Raw genomic sequence first — 24,018 nt, forward strand, 5'->3', positions numbered from 1 at the left:
GGGACGTCGGCACATGCTCAAAACAATTCTGCTTGGCAGCTGCGTGTCAGCGCGGGGTATCTTCGTACAGACGCTCGCCGATGGCCGCGTGTCGGTCCGCATCGGCAACCGCATCGTAAGCGGCCAGCCCGTCTGACGCCCTCCTGAACGAAAAAGGGCCGCCGAACGGCGACCCCTCAAGCACTTCAGTTCCCGCCCGATCAGGCGAGCCTGCGCTCGACCTCTTCCCGCTCGAAGATCTCGATGACGTCGCCGGGGCGAATGTCCTCGTAGTTCTCGAACGCCATGCCGCATTCCTGGCCAGAGATGACTTCGGCCACCTCGTCCTTGAAGCGCTTGAGCGTCTTGAGCGTACCCTCGTGGATCACGACGTTGTCGCGCAGAAGACGCACGCCGGCAGACCGGCGCGCCACGCCTTCGGTGACGAGGCAGCCCGCGACCTTGCCGACGTTGGAGACCTTGAAGACCTCCTTGATCTGGGCGTAGCCGATGAACTTTTCTCGCACTTCGGCGGACAGAAGACCCGAGGCGGCCTGCTTCACGTCGTCGACGAGGTCGTAGATCACGCTGTAATAGCGGATCTCGACACCCTTCTGGTTCGCGGCCTGGCGCGCGGGCGCGTTTGCCCGGACGTTGAAGCCGAACACGGGGGCACCGGACGCCTCGGCCAGGCCGATGTCGGACTCGGTGATCGCGCCGACGCCCGAGTGCAGGACGCGCACGCGGACCTCGTCGTTGCCGATCTTCTCCATCGCCTGAACGATGGCTTCGGCCGACCCTTGGACGTCCGCCTTCACGACGATCGGCATCTCGGTGACGCTCTCGTCTTCCTTGGCCTTCAGCATCAACTGCTCGAGAGTCGTCGCGGCGCCGGCGGCTGCGCGCTTTTCTTTCGCCAGGCTGGCACGATAGTCAGCGATCTCGCGGGCCTGTGCCTCGGTCGAAACGACGTTCAGGACGTCGCCCGCCTCGGGCGTGCCGTTGAGACCCAGGACCTCGACCGGGACCGACGGGCCCGCGTCCTTGACGCGCTCGCCCTTGTCGTTCTCCAGCGCACGGACCTTGCCCCACTGTTCGCCGACGACGAAGATGTCGCCCTGCCGCAATGTGCCGTTCTGCACGAGGACAGTCGCGACAGGACCGCGGCCCACGTCGAGCTTGGCCTCGATGACGGCGCCAAGAGCGTTGCGTTCCGGGTTCGCCTTGAGTTCAAGAATCTCGGCCTGAAGGGCGATGGCTTCCAGAAGCTGGTCCAGTCCCTTGCCGCTGATCGCGGAAACCTCGACGTCCTGCACGTCGCCGGACATCTTCTCGACCACGACTTCGTGCTGAAGAAGGTCTGTCCGCACCTTGTCGGCATTGGCGGCAGGCTTGTCCATCTTGTTGATCGCAACGATCATCGGGACCTTGGCGGCCTTGGCGTGGTTGATGGCTTCGATCGTCTGCGGCATGACGGCATCATCGGCCGCCACGACCAGCACCACAATGTCCGTCACCTGCGCGCCACGGGCCCGCATGGAGGTGAAGGCGGCATGGCCCGGCGTGTCGAGGAAGGTTAGCTTCTGGCCGCTTTCTGTCGTCACCTGATAGGCGCCGATGTGCTGGGTGATGCCCCCGGCCTCGCCGGACACAACCTTGGCGCTGCGGATGGCGTCCAGAAGCGATGTCTTGCCGTGATCCACGTGACCCATGACTGTGATAACCGGGGGACGGGTCTGAAGATCAACCGCGTTGTCCTCGACCGAGTGGATGACCTGCTCTACGTCGGACGCGCTGACGCGCTGCGCCTTGTGACCGAATTCCTCGATGATGACCTCCGCAGTATCGGCGTCGATCGCCTGGTTCTGTGTCGCCATGATCCCGGCGTTCATCAGCGACTTGACCACGTCGGCCACACGCTCGGACATGCGGTTGGCCAGTTCCGACACCATGATGGCCTCGGGAAGCTGAACTGTGCGCATGACCTTTTCGCGATCCTGCTGACCGCCCATTGCCTTCTGGCGCGCGCGCTCCTGCTTGCGCTTCATCGCGGCGAGAGACTTCTGGCGTCCACCCTCGCCGCCGGCCAAGGCCTGATTCAGCGTCAGCTTACCGGAACGGCGGGCGTCATCGCGAACCACGCGGGTGCCTTTTTCGCGCCGGTCGTCGCGGTCGTCGCGCTCACGGCGGGGCGCCGCGGCCGGGGCCGTCTTGGCCGCGCGCGAGGCAGCGTCCTCGGCCGGAACTGCAGGCTGGGCGGCCGCTGCGGCTGCTGCCGCGACGCGCTCTTCTTCCTCGCGTTTCTTTTGCTCTTCCTCTTCGGCCTTGGCGCGAGCCTTCTCGGCGCGCTCGTTCTCTTCGCGCTCCTTGGCTTCGATTTCGGCGCGGCGACGCTCGCGTTCTTCGGCGCGGTCCCGCGCTTCCTGCTCGCGGCGGACGGCTTCTTCGGCGGCGACAGCGTTCGCTGTGGCGACAGCCCTCACACGGCGTTCCAGTTCGGCATCCGAGATGCCCGCAGGACGATTCGACGGATTGGTCGCGGGCGAGTGGACCGCACCTGTCTTCAGGGCAGCCTTTGCGGCACCCGGCTTCGGCACGACGACGCGCTTCCGCTTCGTCTCGACGACGACGTTCTTTGTCCGGCCGTGGCTGAAGCTTTGCTTCACCTGGCCAGGTCCGCGTCCGCGCAGTCCCAGTGTGTTCTTGCCGTCTGTATCGCTCATGTAATCTTCTTCAACTTCCCGCCGTCCCCTTGGACGGCAAATCGCGAACGCCGGATAGCCGGATGGCGTCCTCTCTGATCCGTTCAGTGAGTCCGCCGTGTCCGAGCGCCGCATGTATCACACGTTCGCGCCCGAAGGACAAACCCAATTCTGACGAGGTCAAGACCTCGAAAAAGCTGCCCCGGCCGCCCGGCGGATGGAGCTTCGACTTGCCACGTTCAGAGCCGTCGGTGGCCTGAAACAGGATGCGGGCTTCCTCGCGGCCAAGCCAGTCCTTGACCTTTTCGTATCCCGCTACGGCGGCACCGGCCTTCCGGGCCATCGAAATGCCGTCCGTCAGCCGCTTGGCAAGCAGGGTCTCGACATCGTCGACCAGGGTCTCCGAGACCTCGACCGGCTGCTTCGCGGCGCGTGAGAACAGGCGTTTCGTCACGGCGGTGTGCAGCGCAGACCGCTCAGACGCTATCCAGATGCCCCTTCCCGGGAGTTTTTCAAGGATGTCGGGGACAATTTTACCGTCCGGCGACACCGCAAAGCGGATCAGCCCACGCTTGGGCTGGACTTCGCCGGTCGCGATGCATCGGCGTTCAGGGTCGCCGTGCTCCTTGGGTTTGCCGCCTCGGGTCAATCGAGCTACCTGCCGGGGCCATCAGGCCCCGACCTCCTCGGTTTCGTCGTCGCCTTCGCCTTCGGCGTCTTCATCGGTTTCGGCCTCGAGTTGCGACGGGTCGATCCATCCAAGCTGGGTACGGGCCGTCATGACCATCGCCTGAGCCTCTTCAAGTCCCACGTCGAACTTCTCGAGCAGACCGTCGTCCTTCTTGCGCTCGCCGTTCTCGGTCGTCCAGCCACCAGCCAGCTCCCAGTCGGCGCAGGTCGCGAAATCTTCCAGTGTCTTGATCCCATCCTCGGCGAGAACGACGATCATCTGCGGAGTCAGACCTTCGAACTCGAACAGGCTGTCTTCGGCGCCAAGCTCGCGGGCGCGGGCCTCGGCCTTCTTGTTCTGCTCTTCCAGATAGTCGCTGGCGCGCGCCTGAAGCTCTTGCGCCGTGCTTTCGTCGACGCCGTCGATCACCAGAAGCTCGTCGCGGTCGACGTAGGCCACTTCCTCGAGGTTGGTGAATCCCTCGGATACCAGAAGCTGCGCAAAGAACTCGTCCAGATCCAGCGTGTCCATGAACAGCTGTGTCCGCTCTTCGAATTCCTTCTGGCGGCGCTGGCTTTCCTCTTCCTCGGTCATGATGTCGATATCGAGACCGGTCAGCTGCGACGCCAGCCGCACGTTCTGGCCGCGACGGCCGATCGCCAGCGAAAGCTGCTCTTCGGGAACCACGACCTCGATCTTGCCGGCGTCCTCATCGAGAACGACCTTGGACACTTCGGCCGGCTGGAGAGCGTTGACGAGGAACGTCGGCGCATCTTCGTTCCACGGAATGATGTCGATCTTTTCGCCCTGAAGCTCGTTCACCACGGCCTGCACGCGCGAGCCGCGCATACCGACGCAGGCGCCCACGGGATCGATCGAGTTGTCATAGCTGATGACGGCGATCTTCGCGCGCGAACCCGGGTCGCGGGCCACCGCCTTGATCTCGATGATGCCGTCATAGATCTCGGGCACTTCCATCTTGAACAATTCGGCCATGAATTGCGGATCGGTCCGGCTGAGGAAGATCTGCGGACCGCGCACCTCGCGGCGGACATCCTTGATGAAGCAGCGGATGCGGTCGCCAGGGCGATAGCTTTCGCGCCCGATCTTCTCGTTCCGGCGCAGGACGCCCTCGCCCCGACCGATGTCGACGATGACGTTGCCGTATTCCTCGCGCTTGACGACGCCGTTGATGATCGTGCCGGCGCGGTCCTTGAACTCCTCGAACTGGCGATCGCGTTCGGCCTCGCGCACCTTCTGAAGGATGACCTGCTTGGCCGACTGCGCGGCGATGCGGCCCATCTCGACGGGCGGAACCTCTTCCACGATCGTGTCGCCGGGCTTCGGCTCGTCCAGGTACTGCTTCGCCTGCGCGACGGTAAGTTGTGACTGATAATTCTCCAGCTCATCGTCCGGTCCGATCACGGTGCGGACACGGGTGAAGGTCGCGCGTCCCGTCTTTCGATCGATCGACACGCGGATGTCCATCTCGGCGCCGTAGCGGCTTTTGGCGGCACGGGCGAGGCTCTCTTCCATCGCCTCGACCACCAGGCCCGGGTCGATCATCTTCTCGCGCGCAACGGCTTCCGCCGTCTGGAGAAGTTCAAGCTGGTTTGCGGATGTGATCGCCATGTCTCAGGTCTCCTCGTCGCCATCCATGATGGTCTGTACTTCGTCGAATTGGGTCTCGTCGACGTGGCCGGCATCCTTGCGGGCCCGCAGCACGTCGCGGATAAGGTCGTCGGTCAGGACAAGCTTTGCGTCCGACAGCCAGTCGAACTGAAGGCCGATGACCGTGGGAACGCCGTTCACGTCGATCTCGATCAGGATCTCGCCGTTTTCGACACCTTGAAGCTCGCCCTTGAACCGCTTGCGGCTGTCGATGGGTTCATGCGTCTCGATCTTGGCTTCGTGGCCCTTCCAGACCTCGAAATCCTTCAGGCGCGTCAGGGGACGGTCGATCCCGGGGCTGGAAACCTCCAGCGCATAGGCGTCCTCGATCGGGTCTTCCACGTCCAGCGTCGCACTGACCGCGGTGGAGATCTTCGCGCAATCGTCGACTTCGATCCCGCCGTCGGGCTTGTCGGCCAATATCTGCAACGTCGGCGACTTGCCGCCCATCAGACGCAAGCGCACCAGTTCGAACCCCATGTCCTCGAGGACAGGGGAAACGATCTCGGAGAGCCGTCGGTCGATGCTGGTCTTTGCGATCAGGTCGGACATGGGTTCTGGCGTTCAGGCACAAAAAAACGGGCCAGCGGGCCCGTTGCGGTTTCCGGTGGAGCCTCGGGTTTGGAAGCCGACGCGCCGCTGTTGAAGGGCATATACGACCGGGCGACCCGAATGGCAAGTGACTTCGCAGCTCTCGAATCCCGGCCGTGAGTGTGGTCTCATCACTCAGAGGATGAGGAGGCCGGACATGGACGATGACACCGCGGGAGAAGAGGCTTGTCTCGCGCACAACCTTGTCGCAGGTCAGCCGGTGGATTCGGCCACTGCAAGGGATGTGGCACGGTTCCGCAAGGCCGAGCGCGAGCGTCTTTACGAGGTGCGTCGCTCTCTCCGCCAGACCGAGCGGGCCGAGCTGACGGCCGACTTGGTCAAAACCCTCGATTCCGCGCTGTCCGACGTCGGTGGCATCAGCATAGCCGTCTACTGGCCGATTCGTGGTGAGCCGGACCTGCGTGGCTGGATGGCCAAAGCGCACGAGAATGGCGCGTCCGTTCTTCTCCCCGTCGTGGTCCGAAAGTCGGCGCCGCTCGTCTTTCGCAAATGGTCGCCGGGCTGCGCGATGGAGCGCGGCTTCTGGAACATTCCCGTCCCCGCAGGCGACGACGAAGCGACGCCGCAGGTGGTGATCTCGCCCCTCGTCGGGGTCGACGAGCAGGGCTACCGGCTCGGCAACGGTGGCGGCTACTATGACCGAACGCTTGCAGCACTTGATCCCCGGCCCCGCATCCTTGGCGTCGGATTTCCAGGCTGTCGGATGAAGACGATCTATCCGATGCCCTGGGACATCCCGATGGACGAGGTCGTTCTCGGCGACTAGCCCGGGTTCAAGGTGAAATCCGCCGCAACCGGGTAATGATCGCTTGCCCAGACAGGACCAGTCTTCTCCCGGAACACCATCGGCACGCCAAGGGCCGTCGCGCCGGAGTATCCGATATGGTCGATGGCTCCGAACAGGTTCAGCCCCCGGTCCAGATGATACGTCGCCCCGGCCACGGGAACGAAAGTCAGCCCCGCGTCCTCGAGCATCCGATGCAGGTTCGAGCCCAGGCGAGCATTCAGATCACCTGCAAGAAAGACCGTCTCACCCGCCGCGATCCACGGCCGGATCCTCTCGGACACCAGCGCCACCGATCGCCGCCGATTCTCGCCGCTTGCATAATCGGTGTGAAGATTGACCAGTCTAAAGGCCGCGCCCGTGCGCGCGTCCCTGAACAAGGCCCATGAGGCGAAAGCTGGGTAAGAGCCATCGAAGGTGCGTGAATAGATCGTGTCCGGCGCCTCCGAGAAGAAGAACCATCCCTGATCCAACATCTGGAAACGCTCCGCGCGATAGAAGATCGGCTGCGTGGACGGGAAGGTGCGCCAGTAGCCCATGGCAGCGGCGCGGTACTCCGGGTTCCGCTCCAGCAGGAACGAACGCGCGAGGTTCTCGCTGTCGTCGTCACCGCCCCGGAACGTCTCCATCTCTTGGAACGCGATCAGGTCGGCGTCGAGAGCTTTCACCGCCCGGTCCATCGGATCCTTTCGCGCCTCCCACCCGGACAGGCCCCATCTGCCTTCACTCTGCCGCGCCGAGATGTAGTGGACGTTCAGTGTGGCGATGCGTATGGCCTCCGCAGGCTTTTCCGTCAGGTCCGGCCCACCCGAGTTGCGAACGCTCTGGCACGCAAAGGCGCCTGCCAGAACGGCAAGCGCCAGAAGGATAGACCTGAGAAATTTGCGGACCATGGCGCCAGTCTAGACAACCGGCGTCACCACGGTAAGCGCCAGAGGGTCAGCCGATGAAGTTCTGCGTCAGCCAGAACCGTCCGCAATATTGCGCATTCGGGTCGAAGGCGACTGCCGTGCTGACCTTGTTGACCTTGCGGTCGAGGATGTTCTTGCGGTGGCCGGGAGAGTTCATCCACAGCTCGACCGCGTGGCGCGCAAGAGTGGCGTAGCTGTGCGCCGGCAAGGCCTGACCTTCGTAGCTCGCGAACTGGCACGACCCCGAATTGAGGATTTTGAAACGGCGATTGTCGATCTGGTAGCGGTGGACCATCCCGATGTTCTCGGAGCCGGCGCGAAAGCTGACACCCGCGGCACGAACGCGCTGCTTCAGCGTCGAGGCACCGGGAACGGTGCTGCGGTGCGTCAACTGCTGCGTGCGCGCCATCCACTGGCTGTGCTTCGCCGCTTGCGAGGCCATTCCGTTTCCGGCGTCGCCGACCTTGGGCAGCCCAGCGCGGCAGCGGTGATAGTTCACCTCGGTCCGGATGGCATCGTCGAGAAGACCCTGATCGATGCGCCCGCCCGGCACCACGGTCGTCGCGGCGGCCTTGGACACGGACCGCGAGCAAGCCTCGGCGGTTGTGGGCGCAGCGACGACGAAGGCCAGTGCCGCGCATGCGGCCAGAGTTTTGAATGTCATCCCCAGGTGTCCCTTTTGTCGCTTCTGTCCCGGCCAGTAGATGACCCGGCAAATGAGGCCAAACCTAGGCAAGGTCTCGGCAGGCTTTTGGAATTGATAGCTATTGGGGAAACAGTGCGCAAAGCGGTTCGGCAACAGTCAGCGGCGTTCCGCCAAGACTGTGGCAGGTCTCAGCGCACCCCGGACAGCGCCAGGCGATCCGTGATCCGCACGAGTTCGGCGCTGATCCCCGGCTCGCTGAGCGCGTGTCCCGCGCGGGGGATGATCTTCAGGGACGACGTCGGCCATGCGGACGTCAGGCGGTACGCCGTGACCGGAGGACAGATCATGTCATAGCGACCCTGCACGACGGTGCCCGGAATACGCGCGATGCGGTGCAGGTTGGCTTCGATCCAGCCATCGTGCTCGAGGAACCCATGATTGACGAAATAGTGGTTTTCGAGCCTCGCGAAGGCGCGTGCGAAGTCAGCGGGACTGTCGCCCCCCGGCCCGTCGTTGCCGATCGAGGCCAGCGTATTCTCCCAACTCGCCCAGGCCCGCGCAAAGCGCGTCTCGGACGCAAGATCACCCGAGAACAGGCGCCGGGCATAGGCTCCGATCAGGTCTTCACGCTCGGTTTCGGGAATCATGTCGGTGAAGCGGCGCCAGACATCGGGCCAGAACGCACCCGCGCCCCCGCCATAGAACCAGTCGAGCTCGGCTCGCGTCATCAGAAAAACGCTGCGCAGAACCAGGTTCGACACGCGCTCGGGATGGGTGATGGCGTAGATCAGGGCGAGCGTTGCACCCCAGCTGCCGCCGAAGACGGCCCATCTGTCGATCTCCAGCGTCGTTCGGATCAGCTCGATGTCGCGGACGAGGTGCCACGTCGTGTTGTCCCGAACGCTGGCATGGGGCCGGGACCGTCCGCACCCGCGCTGGTCGAACAGCACGATCCTGAACTTGTCCGGGTCGAAATACCGCCGCATCGCGGGCGAGCATCCCCCGCCCGGTCCGCCATGCAGCACGACGACAGGCAGGCCTGCGGGATTGCCGCACTGTTCGACATAGACCTTGTGACCTTCGCCCACATCCAGCATCCGCTGATCGAAAGGCTCGATCGGCGCGTAAAGATACTGTGACGCAGTCTTCGTGCCTGACTGTCTGTCCATTCGCGACCTATATACTTCGGACGAAGCCGATTCACGTCCCCTTTCAGGAAATCTAGGTGCCGAGCTCAGAAATGTCCCACGCTTCGACCATAGACGCCGCCGAAATCGACAAGTTCCAGGCCATGGCCGCCGAATGGTGGGATCCGAACGGGAAGTTCAAGCCGCTCCACATGCTGAATCCCTGTCGGCTGGACTACATCACGGCCCAGATTGCCGCCGAGTTCGGGCGCGACCTGAACGCGCCCCGACCGTTCGACGGACTGCGGCTTCTCGACATCGGTTGCGGCGGCGGTCTTCTGTCCGAGCCGATGGCGCGACTCGGGGCGACGGTCGTCGGCGCCGACGCGGCCGAACGGAATATTCCCGTCGCGCAGGTCCACGCCCGGGAACAAGGTCTCGACATCGACTACCGCCATACCACGGCCGAGGCTTTGGCGGCAGAAGGCGAGGTTTTCGACGCAGTCCTGAACATGGAGGTGGTCGAACATGTCGCCGACCCCCTCGCCTATCTCACCGCATGCCATGACCTTCTGAAACCGGGCGGCCTGATGGTCTGTTCGACGATCAACCGAAACCCCAAGAGCTTCGCCATGGCAATCGTGGGGGCCGAGGTCGTGATGCGCTGGCTGCCGCGAGGCACTCACGACTGGAACAAGTTCATCACGCCGGATGAGCTGTACGACCTCTTGCGCCGCGCCGCTCTCGACCCCGTCGACCGCAAGGGCTTCGTGTTCAATCCGCTGTTCTGGTCGTGGAGCCTGTCGGACCGCGATCTTTCGGTGAACTATGTGACGACGTCTCTTCGTCCGGAGTCTCGAACCGAACCCTGAGCTCGCGCAGGGTCGGAAGCGCCGCCCTGACCCGATCGGGACCGATGGACCGAACCACCTCGGTCAGGATCGGGGCGATGGCCTCGAGCGCGGCGTCTCGCGCCTTCACTCCCGACAGGCTGATTCCCACGAACTTGCGCCGGGCGTCGTCCCAATCGGGCCGGACATGGACATATCCCGCCCACTCCAACCGGCTGATCGTGTTGGTCATCGCGCCCCGCGTGACATGAAACGTCCGCGCGAGCTGAGCCGGCGTCCGTTCGGCACCGGCACGGGCAAGATGGTGCAGGACCGAGAAATGGCTCAGCTCCATCCCCTTCGGCAAGACCTTCGCAAGGCGCGCCCGAGCAAGCTGGTCCGCCATGAAGATCTCGCTGAAAAGCGCGATGGCAAGCTGGTCTGAACTGTCGGTCTGATCCCGCATCAGGGTCCTGAATAATCTCGGTCGTGGGAAAGCGACGGAAGCCGTCGCCGCACATCATCGACCGCATCGAGGTCCAGATCAACCACGCGCACGGATGGCGCCGTGCCGCTGTCCGACAACACCTGACCCCAGGGGTCGACGGCCAGCGAATGGCCGTGCGTCCGCCGTTCGCGTCCGTCGGTGCGCGGATGCGTCCCGCATTGAGCCGGCGCAAGAACGAAGCACCCGTTCTCGATGGCGCGTGCCCGCAGAAGCACCTCCCAATGCGCGGCACCCGTGGCGGGCGAGAAGGCCGACGGCACGGTCAGGATCCGCGCTCCGGCCTTTGCGAGGTCACGATAAAGATGTGGAAAGCGCACGTCGTAGCAGATCGTCAGGCCAACCTTCACGCCTTCGACCTCGGCCACCACGGCGCGGTCGCCGGGACGATAGCCTTCGCTTTCGCGGTAGGTCTCGGTCTCCGAGATCGTCACGTCGAACATGTGGATCTTGTCGTACCGCGCCGCGATCTCGCCCTGGGGCGTGACAAGAAACGACCGGTTGACGAAGCGTCCGCCCTCCGCCTGCTTCAGCGCAAGCGACCCGATCAGCAACCAGACGCCGCGCCGCGCCGCCTCGTCGCGCAACGCGGCGAGCGTCGTGTCCTCGTCCTCGGTCCGCAGCACATCCGCCTGCCGGGGTCGACTGGCCGAGACGCAATTGGTGACTTCAGGCGTCAGGATGAAACGCGCGCCTTCGACTGCCGCCTCGGCGATCATCGGGCGGATCATGCTGATGTTTTCGCCAGGATCGTCGGTCGACGTCGTCTGAAGCAGAGCGACCCGCATCACGCGGCGAGAAGCGGGTCGAGTTTGCCGGCCCGGTCGAGAGCGTAGAGATCGTCGCAGCCGCCCACGTGCGTCTCACCGATGAAGATCTGGGGGACGGTGTATCGGCCCCGCGCGCGCCCCGACATCTCCTGCCGGCGGGCAGGATCCCGGCTGACGTCGATCTCGGTGAAGGACACGCCCTTGCCCGACAGCAGGCGCTTGGCGGCGTGGCAGAAGCCGCAAAGCGGCGTGGTATAGATTTCGACTGGCTTCATACTGGCGTTCCCGTGCAACGGGGAACATCTAGGTCTCTTTCTCGACCCTTGCCAGCACGAGAACGAAAATCTGATCGGCCCCCGCCCCCCAAAGTGCCTCGGCCGACGCCGCGAGCGTCGCGCCCGAGGTCATCACATCATCGATCAGGCACAGCGTCTTCCCTTCTACCTCGTTCCTGCGTCTTGGGTTCACGCGGATCGCGCCGGTCATGTTGCGGAAACGGTCATCTACCGTCATCCCATCCTGTGGGGGCGTGCGACGCTGCCGGATCAGGGCGTCGGGACAACAGGCCAGACCCGTTCGAGCGGAAAGCGCTCGCACAAGCTCTGCGGACTGGTTGTAGCGTCGCCTCAGAAGCCTCGACCAATGGACCGGTACGGGAACAAGCAGCGTGCCCGGTCGCAGTGCGTCACGACCCGCCCGCTCCATCCACGCAGCGGCCGGTTTCGCCAGGTCCGTGCGATCGCCATGCTTCAGGGACAGCACGATCTTGCGCCCCAGGTCGCGATAGGACAACGCCGCCCGTCCGGCGGCCCACGGGCGCGACATCGACAAGCAATCGTCGCAATGCTCGACCCCCGAGCTTTCGCCCGGCAAGGATGCGCCGCAGGTGTCGCACAAGAGGCCCGTCAGGAAGGGCGTGCGCTTCCAGCAGTCGGCGCAGAGGCCGCCCGTATCCTCGACGAGCCCCGTGCAGAGGATGCACTGGGCCGGAAAGACCCAGGACAACGCGCGTTGCAATCCGCCCATGCTTCACTACCTTCCGCTGCGATGACGTCCCGGCCCCCGCAGATGACCGACCGCAACGCACTTCTGCGGCAGCGCGCCCGCGCGGCGCGCGACCCCGTGCTGTTCCTGCACGACGAAGCGGCCCGCGAGATCGAGGAAAGGCTCGCCGAGATTAACAAAGCGTTCACGTCGCCTGCGCTCGTGGGCAATGTGAGGGAGCCCTTCCGCCGGTTGCTGCCCGACGCCCCGATCGTTCCGGACGCCGACCGTCTGGACTTCACGGGACCGCACGACCTGCTCGTCCACGCCTTCGGGCTGCACTGGGCCGACGATCCGGTGGGTCAGATCGTCCAGTCACGCCTTGCCCTTGTCCCCGACGGACTTTTCCTGGCCGTCCTCTTCGGCGGCCAGACCCTCCACGAGCTGCGTGCCAGCCTCGCCGAGGCCGAGACGCGCCTGACGGGCGGCCTTTCGCCCCGCGTCCTCCCGATGGCAGACGTCCGCGAACTGGGGGCCCTTCTCCAGCGCGGCGGTCTTGCACTTCCCGTGGCGGACAGCGTCAGGCTGACGGTCCGCTATCGCGAGCTTGCCGGGCTGATCCATGATCTGCGCGGCATGGGAGAGACCAACGCTCTTGCCGGCCGACACCGGCGCGTGCCGCCAAAGGCCCTCTTCACCCTCGCAGAACGTCTCTATTCCGAAGCTTTCGCAGAACCCGAAGGGTTTCTTCCGGCGACGTTCGAGCTTGTCTTCCTGACCGGCTGGGCCCCGTCGGACAGTCAGCAAACACCGCTCAGACCGGGCAGCGCCAAGGCTCGTCTTGCCGATGCGCTCAACACGCGGGAAACACCACTGGAAGACTGAGAGGATAGGGCGGCCGTCGTGTCGCGTTGACCTTTCACCCCCCGCGTCTATTTCAGGCGCCAATCAAGGGACGAGGGACGACATGACACCGACCGGCCAGCCGCATCTGCCACAGGATCACCCGCCCGTGCCCGCAGCGAAGATCGGCGTCCTGATCGCCAACCTCGGCACCCCGGACGGCTACGACTATTGGTCCATGCGGCGCTATTTGAACGAGTTTCTCTCGGACCAGCGCGTGATCGACTATGCGCGCTGGAAATGGCAGCCGCTGCTCCAACTTGTCATCCTGTCGAAACGGCCGTTTTCGTCGGGCGCGAACTACAAGCTGATCTGGAATGAAGAGAAGAACGAAAGCCCTCTGATGACCATCACCAGGTCTCAGGCCGACAGCCTGCGCCAGGTGCTTCGGGGCCGGCACGGCGACCGCGTCATGGTCGATTTCTGCATGCGCTATGGCAGACCATCGACCAAGGCCAAGGTGCGTGAGATGGTGGAAGCGGGCTGCACCAGGATCGTGTTCTTCCCGCTCTACCCGCATTATGCCGGCGCCACGACCGCGACCGCGAATGACCAATTTTTCCGCGCGCTGATGGACGAAAAGTGGCAGCCGGCCTCGCGCACCGTGGCCCCCTACTTCGCGAGGTCCTCCTATATCGAGGCGCTCGCCCAGTCCGTCGAACGAGCCTACGGCGCGCTCGAGACGAAGCCCGACATCCTGATCTGCTCCTACCACGGAATGCCGAAACGCTATCTGATGACCGGCGACCCCTACCATTGCCAGTGCCAGAAGACGACGCGCCTGCTGAAAGAGCGGCTCGGGTGGGGCGACGACGCCATCACCACCACGTTCCAGTCCGTTTTCGGGCCCGAAGAATGGCTGAAGCCCTACACCGTCGAGCACGTGGCCGACTTGGCGAAACAGGGTAAGAAGCGCATCGCCGTCGTCGCGCCGGCGTTCTCGGCGGACTGCATCGAGACGCTGGAAGAGATCAACGGCGAGATCCGCGAAAGCTTCGAACACGCAGGCGGTGAAAGCTTCACCTACATACCCTGCCTGAACGACGACGCCGCCCACATCGACATGCTGGCGGAAGTCGTCGACGAGAACCTGTGGGGCTGGATCTGAAACGAAACATCCCGCGCCGGGGCGCGGGATGCGGAACTTCTCACCGAAGGCGCGAGGTTCTCAGATAACGAGGACCTGCGTCCCGACGGGCGTCATGTTGAAGAGCTGTGCGATATGCTCGTTATACAGGCCGATGCAGCCGTTCGACGACCGGCGTCCGATCTTGCGCGTGTCGTGCGTGCCGTGGATGCGGTAGTAGGTCCAGCTCAAGTGCATCGCATGGGTGCCGAGCGGATTGTCCGGACCCGGAGGCACGTAGTCCGGCCAGTCGGGGTTACGCTCTTTCATCGACGGCGTCGGCCGCCAGTCGGGGCCCACCACCTTCTGTGTGATCTTCGTCCGGCCACGCCGCGTCAGCTCTTCGCTGATGGGCACGCTCGTCGGGAACAGGCGGTAAGTGTCGTTGGAGGAATTCCAGTAGTGCAGCGCGCGCGACGAGATGTCGACGAGGATGGCGCCACCGGCGACGCTGCTGAAGTAGGGTTGCCAATCCAGCGCGCGGAAGCTCGAGGCGTTGCGGCGAACGGATTCGGAAAGCGTGCCGCGATAGTCGGTATCGTCCTGCGCGACGGCGGGTAGGGCGACCGTCGCTGCTGTGGCAGCGATGAAACCGCGGCGGCTGAAATTCGTCTTGGTATCGGAAGACAAGAGCGCCTCCATATGTGTGTGTCGGATCGATGGGGAACATAGAGCGGCACACCGGCAGCGGCAAATCAAAGAAGCGTCACATCGTTTATTTTGCAACAGTCGGGGTTTGAACACGGCGGCGCTTGGCTGTAAGCACGGGCAAAACCGACCATAGGCAGGCAGTCATGCTACGCAAATTCCTCATCGTTCCGGCCCTCGCGCTCGCCCTCGCCGCCTGCGCCACGCCCGAGCCGCGTTTCGACTCGGATGGCAGACCCCTGCCGTCGACCTACAAGATCGCCTCTGGCGACACCGGCAAGATCCAGTACCGGATGCTCGACTCGGTCAACGCGCTTCGCCAGGCGCGTGGGGCGCAACCGCTCGAACTCAGCTCGCAGCTCAACGCCGCGGCGCAGACGCACTCACGCGACATGTCGGTCCAGAACCGCCCCTGGCATTTCGGCTCGGACGGCTCGAGCCCCCTCGATCGCGTGACCCGCACCGGATACCAGGGCCGCCTCGTGGGCGAGAACATCTCGGAAACCTACGAGACCGAACTCGAAACGCTTGCCGCCTGGATGGAAGTCCCCGAGACGCGCGACGTCATCCTCGACCCGCGCGCCCGCGACCTCGGCTTCTCGTGGTACCAGGAATCTTCCGGCAAGATCTGGTGGACGCTGATCACGGGCCAGCCCTCCGGCACCGCCGGTCCGACCAGCTGAAGACTCGAGGTCAGGGAAAGATGGTGATCCGCGTTCCGTCGCGGACCATCGCATAGATTTCCTCGATCTCCTTGTTCGTCACCGCGATGCACCCGTAGGTCCAGTCCGGCCTCGGATTGGTCACCTTGGGTCCCCATCCGTGGATGAAGATGTCGCCGCCGGGAGAGCGACCGACAGCAGCGGCCTCGGCCACATCGACCTCGTCCGGATAGCTGATTCCGATCGACAGGTGGTACTCGCTCTCCGGGTTGCGCCGATTGATGAAGTACGAGCCCTCGGGCGTGCGCCCATCGCCTTCCTGCAGCTTGTCGCCCGTCGGCGCGAAGCCGAGGTTGACATAGTACATCTTCAGCACGTTCGAGCCGTTCAGCAGGTACATCCGCCGAAAGCTCTTGTAGACGTGAACTTCCGTCACGGCTGGCCCGTCGTACGAGCGAAATTTGGACGCGCATCCCGTCAGTGCCACCACTGCGAAGATCAGCGCCGCAATTCTTGCGATTGCATGCATTGTTCTGACTGTCCCGAGTCTGCCTCCGAATTTTGATAGCCTATTTCGGGACGTAGGTGAATCGCTTTCAGCGTGTGAAGGCCGCGATGATCTCGACATGGGTCGACCACCTGAACTGGTCGACGACATCCATCCAGGCGATGCCGAACCCTGCTTGGACGAGACGCGCTGTATCGCGCGCGAAGGTGACAGGGCTGCACGAGACCATGGCGACGCGTGAGATGTTGGACGCCGCCAGCGACTCCACCTGACGCTCCGCTCCCGCGCGGGGCGGGTCGATCACGGCAGCCCCGAAATGCGACAGCGCCTCGGCATCCAGCGGGCGCCGGAAAAGGTCGCGCGTCTCTGTCGTCACGGCATGGAGACCCGGCGCATGACGCCAGCCACGATCCAGCGCCTCCAGCATCTCCTCCTCGGCTTCGACCGCGTGAACGTGACCGCGCTCGGCCAGGGGAAGGCTGAACGTCCCGCAGCCCGCGAAGAGGTCGACGATGTCGCCCGTGGCGCCGTCCAGGGCCTCGCGCACGCCTGCAACGAGAGCGGCCTCGCCCTCGGTCGTCGCCTGAAGAAAAGCGCCCGGCGGCGGCGTCACCTGCGCGCGCCCGAACTGCACCAGCGGAGGCCGCTCCATCGCCACGACCTCGCGATCCCATGACAGTCGGGCAAGTCCCGCCTCGGCCGCGACGGCTCCAAAGTGCGCCTGCAACGAGACGTCGATCGGCTTGCCACCCGTCACCGCGACGTCGAGACCGCTGTCCGTTTCGGTCACTGTCAGCCGCACCTCGCCCTTCCGGCTGCCGCCGAGGGTGACGATCCGTTCCAGCACCGGAAGCGCCTCGACAAGCGCCGGACGCACCAGAAGGCAATGCGGCACCTCGCGGATCGCGTCGCTGTAGGGTGCATGAAACCCGATGATAGCGCCGGACTTGGTCCTGCGGCCCGTAAACGTCGCCCGCCGCCGCGATCCGGGCGGGGACGTATGGACACGACGCACCTTCGCCTCGATCCCAACGGCCGACAGCGCCGTCTCGACCACACCCGCCTTCCAATCCGCCACGAAGTCATCCGAGGCGTGCTGAAGCGCGCACCCGCCGCAACCGCGATAGTGTGGACAGGGGGCCGACACGCGGTTCGAAGACGGTGTGACGATGCGCGGCGAAGCTAACCGGTCACCCGAAAGCTCACCCTCGACCACCTCGCCCGGCAGGGTGCGCGGGACAAAAACGGGACCCTCCGCGATGCCGTCCCCAAGGTGACCCAGACGCAGGATGGTCGCCTGCATCTACTCGGCCGCCTCCTGCACGCCAATAAAGCCGCCCGACTGGTGACGCCAGAACTTCGCATAGACGCCGTCCCGCGCCAGAAGCTCTTCGTGCGTTCCCTGCTCGACGATGCGTCCATCCTCCAGCACGACGATGCGGTCCATCTGCGCGATGGTCGACAGCCGGTGCGCGATGGCCAGCACGGTCTTGCCCTCCATCAGCGACGACAGCGACTCCTGGATCGCCGCCTCGACCTCGGAATCGAGCGCACTCGTCGCTTCATCCAGCACGAGGATCGGCGCGTCCTTCAGGATCGCCCGCGCCAGCGCGATCCGCTGCCGCTGCCCGCCGGACAGTTTCACGCCGCGTTCCCCCAGATGCGCCTCGTACCCCATGCGGCCCCTGTGATCCCTCAGCTCCAGGATGAAGTCGTGCGCCTCGGCCAGCTCGGCCGCGTGGATCACGTCCTCCTTGCTGGCCTCGGGCTTGCCATAGCGGATGTTTTCCAGAGCCGAACGGTTGAACATCGAGGTTTCCTGCCGGACCATCGAGATCATCCGCCGCAACCCGTCCTGGGTCACATCGCGAATATCGGTGCCGTCGATCAGGACACGCCCCTCTTCGACATCGTAAAGCCGCAGCAACAGAGACGTGACGGTGCTCTTCCCGGCCCCCGAGGCGCCGACCAGCGCGACCTTTTCGCCAGGCGCGATCTCCAGGTCGAACCCATCCAGCGCCGCCTTCGACGTGCCGTAGCCGAAATGCAGGTTCTCGAACCTTATCGCGCCCTTCGCGCGTCCCGGATTGATGGCGTCGGGCCGGTCGAGGATCGTGTGCGCGGGTGTCAGCGTGCGGATCCCGTCTTCGATCTCTCCGATATTGGTGAAGACCCCAAGGGCGGCGAAGCTGACCCATCCCGTCATCGTGGCCAGCCGCGTCGACACGAGCCCCGCGGTCGCGATGTCGCCGGCGGTCGCCGTGCCCTGCCCCCAAAGCCACAGGGCGATGCCGATCAGCGCCGCGGGAAGCGCGCCCGCCAGAGTGAAGATGAAGATGCGGAACGTCACCACGATCCCGGCCCAGGCCACGCCCGCCTCGCGGAACCCGGCCAGCGCGTCGTCGGTCGCCCGTTCCTCGGCCGTGCCGTAGGCGAACAGCTTGACGGTGGCGACGTTGGTGATGGTGTCGACGATCTGCCCCGTCACCACCGCGCGCCGCGCGGCACGGGTCTGCGAGCGCATTCGGATCCTCGGGATGAAGTAGCGGATCAGCACGACGTAAGAGAGCGACCAGACGACGACCACCGCCGCCAGGCGCCAGTCGATGAAGGCCAGAAGCGCCGCCGAACTGATGACAGCGGTCAGCGCGTTGCCGATGGCGTTCGTCACCTCGGTCACCACGTCGGTCAGGGCCCGTGCCGTCTGCTGGCTTTTCTGCGCGATGCGCCCGGCGAAATCGTTGTCGAAATAGGACAGGCTCTGCCCCAGGGTGTGCCGATTGATCCGCGACAGGACCAGCGAATAGAGGTTCGTGCCCAGGACCACGGTGTTGTACGCCGCGCTCAACACCATCGTGACCGGCCAGAGCACGACGAAGAACAGGACGAACCCGGCGAACACCATCCACTGCTCGGCCAAGAATCCAGGCCCCACGATCTGCGCCTGGTCGATCATCCAGCCGATCAGCCAGTAGCCCATGACGCTGATGACACCCCAGACGACCGAGGTGAGGGCCGACAGCCCGATCTGCGTTTCAGCCCCTTCCAGCGACCAGCGCATGAAGCGCCACAGCGTGCGCGGCGGCGGGCCGTCCGCCGGTCGAAATGGATCGATCCGGTCGGCGAGCCAGCGATAGGGCGCGGGAACGTGACCCAGGTCGCGCTCGAGATGGACGGGATCGGGAACCTTCACTCTGCTGCCTCTGTATTCAAAAATCCGCCCGACTGGCGGGACCAGAACCCTGCATATAGTCCTCCGCCCGACAAAAGCGCAGCATGACTCCCGTCTTCGACGATCCGGCCTTCGTCCAGGACGACGATCCGATCCAGTTGCGAGATGGTCGACAGCCGGTGCGCGATGGCGATCACGGTCTTGCCTTCCATCATGCCGTACAACGTATCCTGAATTGCCGCCTCGACTTCGGAATCTAGGGCGCTCGTCGCCTCGTCCAGCACGAGGATCGGCGCATCCTTCAGGATGACACGCGCCAGCGCGATCCGCTGCCGCTGGCCGCCCGACAGCTTCACGCCTCTCTCGCCGACCTGGGCGTCATAACCGGACCGGCCCTCGGGGTCGCGCAGCGTCAGGATGAAATCATGCGCCTCGGCGCGCCGTGCCGCCTCGACCATCTCGGACTCGGTGGCGTCTGGACGACCGTAAAGGATGTTCTCACGCACCGAGCGGTGCAGAAGCGACGAATCCTGCTGGACCATGCCGATGCGGGCGCGCAGCGAATCCTGCGTCACGTCGCGCACATCCTGCCCGTCGATCAGTATCCGTCCGCCCTCGACGTCGTAGAAGCGCAGCAGCAACTTCACGAGCGTCGATTTGCCCGCGCCCGAACGGCCGACAAGGCCCACCTTCTGACCCGGCTCGATGACCAGTGACAGCCGGTCCAGCCCGTCCGAACCACGTCCGTAATGGTGGCTCACCTCCTCGAAGACGATACGTCCCGACCCGGGCACCAGCGGCCGGGCGTCGGCCCGATCGACCAGGTGGATCGGCTGCGCGATGGTCTCCATCCCCTCGGCCACGACACCCAGGTTGCGGAAGAAAGACGTCAGAGCCCACATCAGCCAGCCCGTCATGGCGGACAGGCGCAGCACGATGGTCGAGGCGACGGCGACGACGCCCACGCTGGCGGCACCGGCAGACCAAAGCCAGATCGCCCATCCGATGACTGCAACCGTCAGGAAGCCGTTGATGACCGTCAGGCTCAGATCCATCGTGGTGAAGATTCGCATCTCGTTCTGGAAGGTGCGCCGCGAATGCTCGATCACGTCGCGCGCATGGTCGAGTTCCGCCGAGGTATGCGCGAACATCTTCACCGAATGGATGTTGCTGTAGGCGTCGACGACCCGCCCCGTGACGGCACTTCGCGCGTCCGACGATATCTTCGACGCAGGCCCCACCCGCCGAACCGTCCAGGTCACCAGGAGACCGTACAGCATCAGCCAGAACGCCAGCGGCACCGCAAGCTGCGAGTCGGCGTCGGACAACAGGATGAAGGCGCCGACGACATAGGCCGTCGCATAGGTCATGGCGTCGAAGACCTGGAACACCGCTTCGCCCGCCGCAGGAGGCGTCTGCATGATGCGGTTCGCGATCCGTCCGGCGAAATCGTTCTCGAACCAGCCGACCGACTGCCGCAGCACATGCGCGTGCGCCCTCCACCGGATCAGCGTGCCGAAATTCGGAAGAATAGTGTTGTTCAGCAGCCCGACGTCCAGAGCCTGGATCGCCGGTCGCACCAGCAGAAGAAGCGCCGCGACCCCCAGCATCTCCAGCCAGTGCTGATCCCAGAAGGTCGAAGGCTCGCTGACGGCCAGCAGATCGACCAGCCGCCCGATGTAGTAGATCAGCCAGATCTCGATCGCGGCCACCGCCACCGACATGACTGCCGCGACACCGAAGATCGGCCAGAACGGCCGGCTTAGACCCTTGATGAACGGCCAGAGCCGACGCGGCGGCGTGTCTTCGGCCGGATAGGAGACGTAAGGATCGACGAGGTTTTCGAAGAAGCGGAACATGAGGCGGAGGCCTTGACGAAGAAATGCGATGAGATGACGGCGGGGACCACAGGCCCATCCACCACAGGATCGGGCCGGTCAGATGCGGCTGTCGGGGATCCTGTCGGTCATCGTGCGCTCCATGTTCTGCAGGTTTCCGATAGCGCAAAGAGCGCCGCTTGTCACCCCGGCTTGTCGTCGAGAAGCGCCTCGCGGTCGAGGACGAACCCGCTCTCGATCCAGAGCCGCTCGAGTCGCTTCAACTCCGCGCCCAGCCGGTGCCCTTCGAACCGCGGCATCAGGTCGGCGGCGACGACGGGAAACTTCTTCGCGGCGCCATGCTCCGCCGTCTCCAATTCGTCCGTCAGGGGCCGCCCAAGGCTCGCCGCCCGAACAAGCATTGCGTCGCGCGCAGTCTCTGACCCGAAGCGATAGCCCGCCTCTCCCGGCGCAAGGCCTCCTGCCTCGACGATTCCGGACAGCCTGTCCGTTTCCTTCCGGGACAGGCGAAGAGCATCTGACGGATCGCCGCCAAGCGCGGCTAGCCGTCGCAACGCATCGGGCTCGACCCCCGCGAGACTTTCGAGCGCGACAAGCGGCGCCAGCGCGGTATCGTCCGAGCCCGGCAGTATGGCCGGCAGTACGCCCGTCACCCGCATCGCAGCCAGCGCCGGCGCCGGGTCAGGTGCCGCCAGAAGCCGCTTCATTTCCGCGCCGACCCTCTCGCGAGAGAGAGTTTCCAAACCCTCGACCGTCCGCGCTATGGCGTCGAGTGCATCGGGATCGAAGCCAAGAGAAGGATCGCCGTACCAGGCATGGAACCGGAAGTACCGAAGGCTCCGCAGGTAATCCTCACGGATTCGCGTCTCGGCGTCCTCGATGAACCGTACACGGCCCGCCCGCAGGTCACCCAGACCGCCGAGCGGATCCACGACCTCGCCCGAAGAATCTGCGTAAAGCGCGTTCATCGTGAAGTCCCGCCGCCGCGCATCGTCGTCCAGACTGTCGGAAAACGCGACGACCGCGCGGCGCCCGTCCGTTTCGACATCGCGCCGAAATGTCGTGATCTCATAGGGCACGCCCTCCGACACCACCGTCACGGTGCCGTGGTCGATGCCCGTCCCCACGGCATGGAGCCCCGCCTCTGCCGCCAGCTCCATCACCCTCTCCGGCCGAGCATCCGTCGAGAGATCCACATCGGTCACGGGCCGCCGCAGAATGGCGTCGCGCACGCATCCGCCCACAGCGAAGGCGTTATACCCCGCGTCGTTCAGAAGCGAGAAGAGCCGCGCCGCGCCCGGCGCGATCAGCCAGTCAGCCTCGATCCGCATCGTCGCTCATCCGGTCCGCCAGGGCGCGAAGCATCCGCGCCGTCGCCCCCCAGATGTAATAGGGTCCCCAGGGCACGGTGAAATAATAACGCCGCTCGCCCCGCCAGCGCCTGTACTGAATGCGATAGTTTGCGGGGTCCAGAACATGGGCGAGCGGAACCTCGAAGACCTCGGCGACTTCGCCCGCCTCGGGAACAGGCTCGAATCCGGGCAAAATGAGCGAAACGACGGGCGTCACCATAAAGCCTGTCACCGTCTCGTGCGGGGGAAGCGTGCCGAGGACGCGCACGCTCGACGACGGCAGCCCGATCTCCTCATGTGCCTCGCGCAGGGCTGCGGCGCTGGCGTCTGTGTCGACGTCTTCGACCTTGCCACCGGGAAAGGCGATCTGGCCCGGATGGTGCTTCAGCCGAGACGACCGCTTCGTCAGGATCAACCCCGGAGACGCCTCGTGATCGACCACGGCGATCAGGACCGAAGCGTCGCGCAGCGTGCGTCCGTCCGGAAGCCGGATCTCGGGGTTCAGGTCATAGTCCGATGAAGGCCGCCCCGCACGGGCCACGGCCGCCCGCAGGGAAGCCTCGGTGTCAGTCATCGTCCTTCGCCTCGAACCCAAGCGTCTTGGGGTCGAACTCGTAGTGCGCGCCGCAGAACTGGCAGTCCGCCGTCACGATACCCTCGTCCGTGGTCATGTGAGCGATATCCTTGGCCGAATAGATCGACAGCGTCTGGCGCACGCGGTCGGGCGAACAGGTGCAGCCGAACTCGACACGCTGCGGATCGAAGACCCGAGGCCCATCCTGATGGAACAGCCTGACCAGAAGCTCGGTCGGCTGGACGCTCGGTCCGATCAATTCGATGTCGTCGGCGCTGTCCAGAAGAATGTTCACATGCTCCCAGTCGCGCGCCGCATCACCATCCATGATGTCCTCGGCCGCAAGCAACCCGCCCTCGCCCGATCCACCGCCCTGCATCAGCGGCGAGGCCTCGGGCATCTGCTGAAGCATCACGCCGCCGGCCCGCCAATGCATCGGCTCGCCGGGCAACTGCGTCTGCCCGTAAGACAGTGCGAACCGTGTCGGAAGCTGCTCTGACTGTGCGAAATAGGTTTGGGCGCAGGCCGAGATCGAATCTCCCGCAATGGGCGTGATCCCCTGATAGGGCGTCGTGCCCGGTCCCTGGTCGATAAGCACGGCGAAATAGCCCTTTCCGATCTGCGGAAAGGGTTCGCCCGAGGGGTCGAGCCGCTGCTCGTCGAAGCTGGCATAGGCGCGGATGCGGGCCGGACCGCCGTCCTCGGTCGGGGCGAAATAGTCCGTCGCCACAAGGCGCGCGGGCCCGTCGCCCCGGACCTGCAGCGACAGCTTCCAGCGCAGCTTGATGGTCTGCCCGATAAGCGCTGTCAGCAGAACCGTCTCGGCTACCAGCGCCTCGATGGCGGGCGGATAATCGTGCTGCGCCAGAACGCGACGAAGGACGCCGTCCAGCCGCGCGACCCGCCCACGCGTGTCGGTGCGGTCAAGCTGGAAGGGCAGGACGGTATCGTCCCAGGCAATTCTCGTTCCAAGATTCATGGGGTTTCCCTGGCGGTCGGCACCATGCCATACCGCGACTATATAGGTGCCCCCGTACGAGGTCC

The 24,018-nt window shown here is 64.8% G+C and carries 25 protein-coding genes; 6 read left to right on the forward strand and 19 right to left on the reverse strand.

All coding sequences use genetic code 11. The features are described 5' to 3' along the window. The first annotated feature begins 13 nt into the window (after nt 1-13). On the forward strand, nt 14-136 hold the full coding sequence (locus C8D95_RS22760; RefSeq protein WP_277601027.1) for a hypothetical protein: 123 nt from the start codon (nt 14-16) through the stop codon (nt 134-136). A 64-nt stretch (nt 137-200) separates the two neighbouring features. Here the strand turns inward: C8D95_RS22760 and infB are convergent, their stop codons facing one another. Genes infB through rimP form a run of 4 tightly spaced genes read right to left on the reverse strand, consistent with a single transcriptional unit; the run spans nt 201 to nt 5,574 of the window. Further along, nucleotides 201-2,702, reverse strand: a complete 2,502-nt coding sequence (gene infB, locus C8D95_RS10635) for a translation initiation factor IF-2 (RefSeq protein ID WP_109759165.1) — start codon at nt 2,700-2,702, stop codon at nt 201-203. A gap of 10 nt (nt 2,703-2,712) precedes the next feature. Next, nucleotides 2,713-3,330 carry an RNA-binding protein gene (locus C8D95_RS10640; protein WP_109759166.1) on the reverse strand — a complete coding sequence of 206 codons (618 nt, stop codon included), beginning with the start codon at nt 3,328-3,330 and terminating at the stop codon, nt 2,713-2,715. Nucleotides 3,331-3,351: 21 nt separating this feature from the next. Beyond that, nucleotides 3,352-4,983: a transcription termination factor NusA gene (gene nusA / locus C8D95_RS10645; protein ID WP_109759167.1), complete on the reverse strand. Its 1,632-nt coding sequence runs from the start codon at nt 4,981-4,983 to the stop codon at nt 3,352-3,354. A 3-nt stretch (nt 4,984-4,986) separates the two neighbouring features. After that, a complete protein-coding gene (gene rimP / locus C8D95_RS10650) occupies nt 4,987-5,574 on the reverse strand; it encodes a ribosome maturation factor RimP (protein WP_109759168.1) in 588 nt (195 codons plus the stop codon). A 196-nt stretch (nt 5,575-5,770) separates the two neighbouring features. On the opposite strand from rimP, the gene C8D95_RS10655 reads away from it, so the two are divergent. After that, complete coding sequence (locus C8D95_RS10655) at nt 5,771-6,400, forward strand: 5-formyltetrahydrofolate cyclo-ligase (protein ID WP_109759169.1); 630 nt, start codon at nt 5,771-5,773, stop codon at nt 6,398-6,400. Here C8D95_RS10655 and C8D95_RS10660 read toward each other — a convergent pair. The 3 genes from C8D95_RS10660 to pip form a co-directional block, all read right to left on the reverse strand. Then, entirely contained in the window at nt 6,397-7,311 is a 915-nt protein-coding gene (locus C8D95_RS10660; protein WP_109759170.1) for an endonuclease/exonuclease/phosphatase family protein, read from the reverse strand. The genes C8D95_RS10655 and C8D95_RS10660 overlap by 4 nt on opposite strands. Before the next feature lie 46 nt (nt 7,312-7,357). After that, entirely contained in the window at nt 7,358-7,993 is a 636-nt protein-coding gene (locus C8D95_RS10665) for a CAP domain-containing protein (protein WP_109759171.1), read from the reverse strand. Nucleotides 7,994-8,163: 170 nt separating this feature from the next. Then, nucleotides 8,164-9,144, reverse strand: a complete 981-nt coding sequence (pip, locus tag C8D95_RS10670; protein ID WP_109759172.1) for a prolyl aminopeptidase — start codon at nt 9,142-9,144, stop codon at nt 8,164-8,166. A 71-nt stretch (nt 9,145-9,215) separates the two neighbouring features. On the opposite strand from pip, the gene ubiG reads away from it, so the two are divergent. Continuing rightward, nucleotides 9,216-9,974, forward strand: coding sequence for a bifunctional 2-polyprenyl-6-hydroxyphenol methylase/3-demethylubiquinol 3-O-methyltransferase UbiG (gene ubiG / locus C8D95_RS10675; protein WP_109759173.1), 759 nt, complete (start codon nt 9,216-9,218; stop codon nt 9,972-9,974). On the opposite strand, the gene C8D95_RS10680 is transcribed toward ubiG, so the two are convergent. The 4 genes from C8D95_RS10680 to C8D95_RS10695 are packed head-to-tail and all read right to left on the reverse strand — an operon-like array spanning nt 9,877 to nt 12,233. Next, entirely contained in the window at nt 9,877-10,398 is a 522-nt protein-coding gene (locus C8D95_RS10680; protein WP_109759174.1) for a MarR family winged helix-turn-helix transcriptional regulator, read from the reverse strand. The two genes, ubiG and C8D95_RS10680, sit on opposite strands and share 98 nt — an antisense overlap. Next, the gene (locus C8D95_RS10685; protein ID WP_109759175.1) at nt 10,398-11,225 is read right to left on the reverse strand and encodes a carbon-nitrogen hydrolase family protein; all 828 of its coding nucleotides are present in this window, start codon (nt 11,223-11,225) and stop codon (nt 10,398-10,400) included. The genes C8D95_RS10680 and C8D95_RS10685 overlap by 1 nt, the downstream gene beginning before the upstream one ends. Next, nucleotides 11,225-11,482, reverse strand: a complete 258-nt coding sequence (grxC, locus tag C8D95_RS10690) for a glutaredoxin 3 (protein ID WP_109759176.1) — start codon at nt 11,480-11,482, stop codon at nt 11,225-11,227. The genes C8D95_RS10685 and grxC overlap by 1 nt, the downstream gene beginning before the upstream one ends. A 28-nt stretch (nt 11,483-11,510) precedes the next feature. Beyond that, entirely contained in the window at nt 11,511-12,233 is a 723-nt protein-coding gene (locus C8D95_RS10695; RefSeq protein ID WP_109759177.1) for a ComF family protein, read from the reverse strand. Nucleotides 12,234-12,254: 21 nt separating this feature from the next. Between C8D95_RS10695 and C8D95_RS10700 the strand changes: the two genes are divergently transcribed. Continuing rightward, nucleotides 12,255-13,076, forward strand: a complete 822-nt coding sequence (locus C8D95_RS10700) for a methyltransferase domain-containing protein (protein WP_109759178.1) — start codon at nt 12,255-12,257, stop codon at nt 13,074-13,076. Nucleotides 13,077-13,158: 82 nt separating this feature from the next. Continuing rightward, complete coding sequence (gene hemH / locus C8D95_RS10705) at nt 13,159-14,202, forward strand: ferrochelatase (RefSeq protein ID WP_109759179.1); 1,044 nt, start codon at nt 13,159-13,161, stop codon at nt 14,200-14,202. A gap of 60 nt (nt 14,203-14,262) precedes the next feature. Here the strand turns inward: hemH and C8D95_RS10710 are convergent, their stop codons facing one another. Beyond that, nucleotides 14,263-14,862 (reverse strand): L,D-transpeptidase, encoded by a 600-nt coding sequence (locus C8D95_RS10710; protein ID WP_109759180.1) that lies wholly within the window; start codon nt 14,860-14,862, stop codon nt 14,263-14,265. A gap of 152 nt (nt 14,863-15,014) precedes the next feature. Here C8D95_RS10710 and dalA point away from each other — a divergent pair, with 152 nt between their 5' ends. Further along, nucleotides 15,015-15,551, forward strand: coding sequence for a divisome-associated lipoprotein DalA (dalA, locus tag C8D95_RS10715; RefSeq protein WP_109759181.1), 537 nt, complete (start codon nt 15,015-15,017; stop codon nt 15,549-15,551). A gap of 10 nt (nt 15,552-15,561) precedes the next feature. Here dalA and C8D95_RS10720 read toward each other — a convergent pair whose 3' ends face one another. From C8D95_RS10720 to hslO, 7 genes are all read right to left on the reverse strand, one after another. Beyond that, nucleotides 15,562-16,059, reverse strand: a complete 498-nt coding sequence (locus tag C8D95_RS10720) for a L,D-transpeptidase family protein (protein WP_109759182.1) — start codon at nt 16,057-16,059, stop codon at nt 15,562-15,564. A gap of 67 nt (nt 16,060-16,126) precedes the next feature. Next, nucleotides 16,127-17,341: a class I SAM-dependent RNA methyltransferase gene (locus C8D95_RS10725; protein WP_109759183.1), complete on the reverse strand. Its 1,215-nt coding sequence runs from the start codon at nt 17,339-17,341 to the stop codon at nt 16,127-16,129. After that, nucleotides 17,342-19,195, reverse strand: coding sequence for an ABC transporter ATP-binding protein (locus C8D95_RS10730; protein ID WP_241239924.1), 1,854 nt, complete (start codon nt 19,193-19,195; stop codon nt 17,342-17,344). A gap of 32 nt (nt 19,196-19,227) precedes the next feature. After that, nucleotides 19,228-21,069: an ABC transporter ATP-binding protein gene (locus C8D95_RS10735; protein WP_109759184.1), complete on the reverse strand. Its 1,842-nt coding sequence runs from the start codon at nt 21,067-21,069 to the stop codon at nt 19,228-19,230. A gap of 161 nt (nt 21,070-21,230) precedes the next feature. Further along, nucleotides 21,231-22,379 (reverse strand): CCA tRNA nucleotidyltransferase, encoded by a 1,149-nt coding sequence (locus C8D95_RS10740; RefSeq protein ID WP_109759185.1) that lies wholly within the window; start codon nt 22,377-22,379, stop codon nt 21,231-21,233. Continuing rightward, on the reverse strand, nt 22,363-22,974 hold the full coding sequence (locus C8D95_RS10745; protein ID WP_109759186.1) for a CoA pyrophosphatase: 612 nt from the start codon (nt 22,972-22,974) through the stop codon (nt 22,363-22,365). Before C8D95_RS10745 ends, C8D95_RS10740 begins: the two co-directional genes overlap by 17 nt. After that, nucleotides 22,967-23,953 carry an Hsp33 family molecular chaperone HslO gene (gene hslO, locus C8D95_RS10750; protein WP_109759187.1) on the reverse strand — a complete coding sequence of 329 codons (987 nt, stop codon included), beginning with the start codon at nt 23,951-23,953 and terminating at the stop codon, nt 22,967-22,969. The genes C8D95_RS10745 and hslO overlap by 8 nt, the downstream gene beginning before the upstream one ends. Nucleotides 23,954-24,018: the final 65 nt, after the last annotated feature.

Source organism: Silicimonas algicola (assembly GCF_003148765.1).
Taxonomy (GTDB): domain Bacteria; phylum Pseudomonadota; class Alphaproteobacteria; order Rhodobacterales; family Rhodobacteraceae; genus Silicimonas; species Silicimonas algicola.

Bases quoted from the DNA above. Each gene is read 5' to 3' on its own strand.
- C8D95_RS22760 (WP_277601027.1), top strand. From the start codon at position 14: ATGCTCAAAACAATTCTGCTTGGCAGCTGCGTGTCAGCGCGGGGTATC.
- infB (WP_109759165.1), bottom strand. From the start codon at position 2,702: ATGAGCGATACAGACGGCAAGAACACACTGGGACTGCGCGGACGCGGA.
- nusA (WP_109759167.1), bottom strand. From the start codon at position 4,983: ATGGCGATCACATCCGCAAACCAGCTTGAACTTCTCCAGACGGCGGAA.
- rimP (WP_109759168.1), bottom strand. From the start codon at position 5,574: ATGTCCGACCTGATCGCAAAGACCAGCATCGACCGACGGCTCTCCGAG.
- C8D95_RS10655 (WP_109759169.1), top strand. From the start codon at position 5,771: ATGGACGATGACACCGCGGGAGAAGAGGCTTGTCTCGCGCACAACCTT.
- C8D95_RS10660 (WP_109759170.1), bottom strand. From the start codon at position 7,311: ATGGTCCGCAAATTTCTCAGGTCTATCCTTCTGGCGCTTGCCGTTCTG.
- C8D95_RS10665 (WP_109759171.1), bottom strand. From the start codon at position 7,993: ATGACATTCAAAACTCTGGCCGCATGCGCGGCACTGGCCTTCGTCGTC.
- pip (WP_109759172.1), bottom strand. From the start codon at position 9,144: ATGGACAGACAGTCAGGCACGAAGACTGCGTCACAGTATCTTTACGCG.
- ubiG (WP_109759173.1), top strand. From the start codon at position 9,216: ATGTCCCACGCTTCGACCATAGACGCCGCCGAAATCGACAAGTTCCAG.
- C8D95_RS10680 (WP_109759174.1), bottom strand. From the start codon at position 10,398: ATGCGGGATCAGACCGACAGTTCAGACCAGCTTGCCATCGCGCTTTTC.
- C8D95_RS10685 (WP_109759175.1), bottom strand. From the start codon at position 11,225: ATGCGGGTCGCTCTGCTTCAGACGACGTCGACCGACGATCCTGGCGAA.
- grxC (WP_109759176.1), bottom strand. From the start codon at position 11,482: ATGAAGCCAGTCGAAATCTATACCACGCCGCTTTGCGGCTTCTGCCAC.
- C8D95_RS10695 (WP_109759177.1), bottom strand. From the start codon at position 12,233: ATGGGCGGATTGCAACGCGCGTTGTCCTGGGTCTTTCCGGCCCAGTGC.
- C8D95_RS10700 (WP_109759178.1), top strand. From the start codon at position 12,255: ATGACGTCCCGGCCCCCGCAGATGACCGACCGCAACGCACTTCTGCGG.
- hemH (WP_109759179.1), top strand. From the start codon at position 13,159: ATGACACCGACCGGCCAGCCGCATCTGCCACAGGATCACCCGCCCGTG.
- C8D95_RS10710 (WP_109759180.1), bottom strand. From the start codon at position 14,862: ATGGAGGCGCTCTTGTCTTCCGATACCAAGACGAATTTCAGCCGCCGC.
- dalA (WP_109759181.1), top strand. From the start codon at position 15,015: ATGCTACGCAAATTCCTCATCGTTCCGGCCCTCGCGCTCGCCCTCGCC.
- C8D95_RS10720 (WP_109759182.1), bottom strand. From the start codon at position 16,059: ATGCATGCAATCGCAAGAATTGCGGCGCTGATCTTCGCAGTGGTGGCA.
- C8D95_RS10725 (WP_109759183.1), bottom strand. From the start codon at position 17,341: ATGCAGGCGACCATCCTGCGTCTGGGTCACCTTGGGGACGGCATCGCG.
- C8D95_RS10735 (WP_109759184.1), bottom strand. From the start codon at position 21,069: ATGTTCCGCTTCTTCGAAAACCTCGTCGATCCTTACGTCTCCTATCCG.
- C8D95_RS10740 (WP_109759185.1), bottom strand. From the start codon at position 22,379: ATGCGGATCGAGGCTGACTGGCTGATCGCGCCGGGCGCGGCGCGGCTC.
- C8D95_RS10745 (WP_109759186.1), bottom strand. From the start codon at position 22,974: ATGACTGACACCGAGGCTTCCCTGCGGGCGGCCGTGGCCCGTGCGGGG.
- hslO (WP_109759187.1), bottom strand. From the start codon at position 23,953: ATGAATCTTGGAACGAGAATTGCCTGGGACGATACCGTCCTGCCCTTC.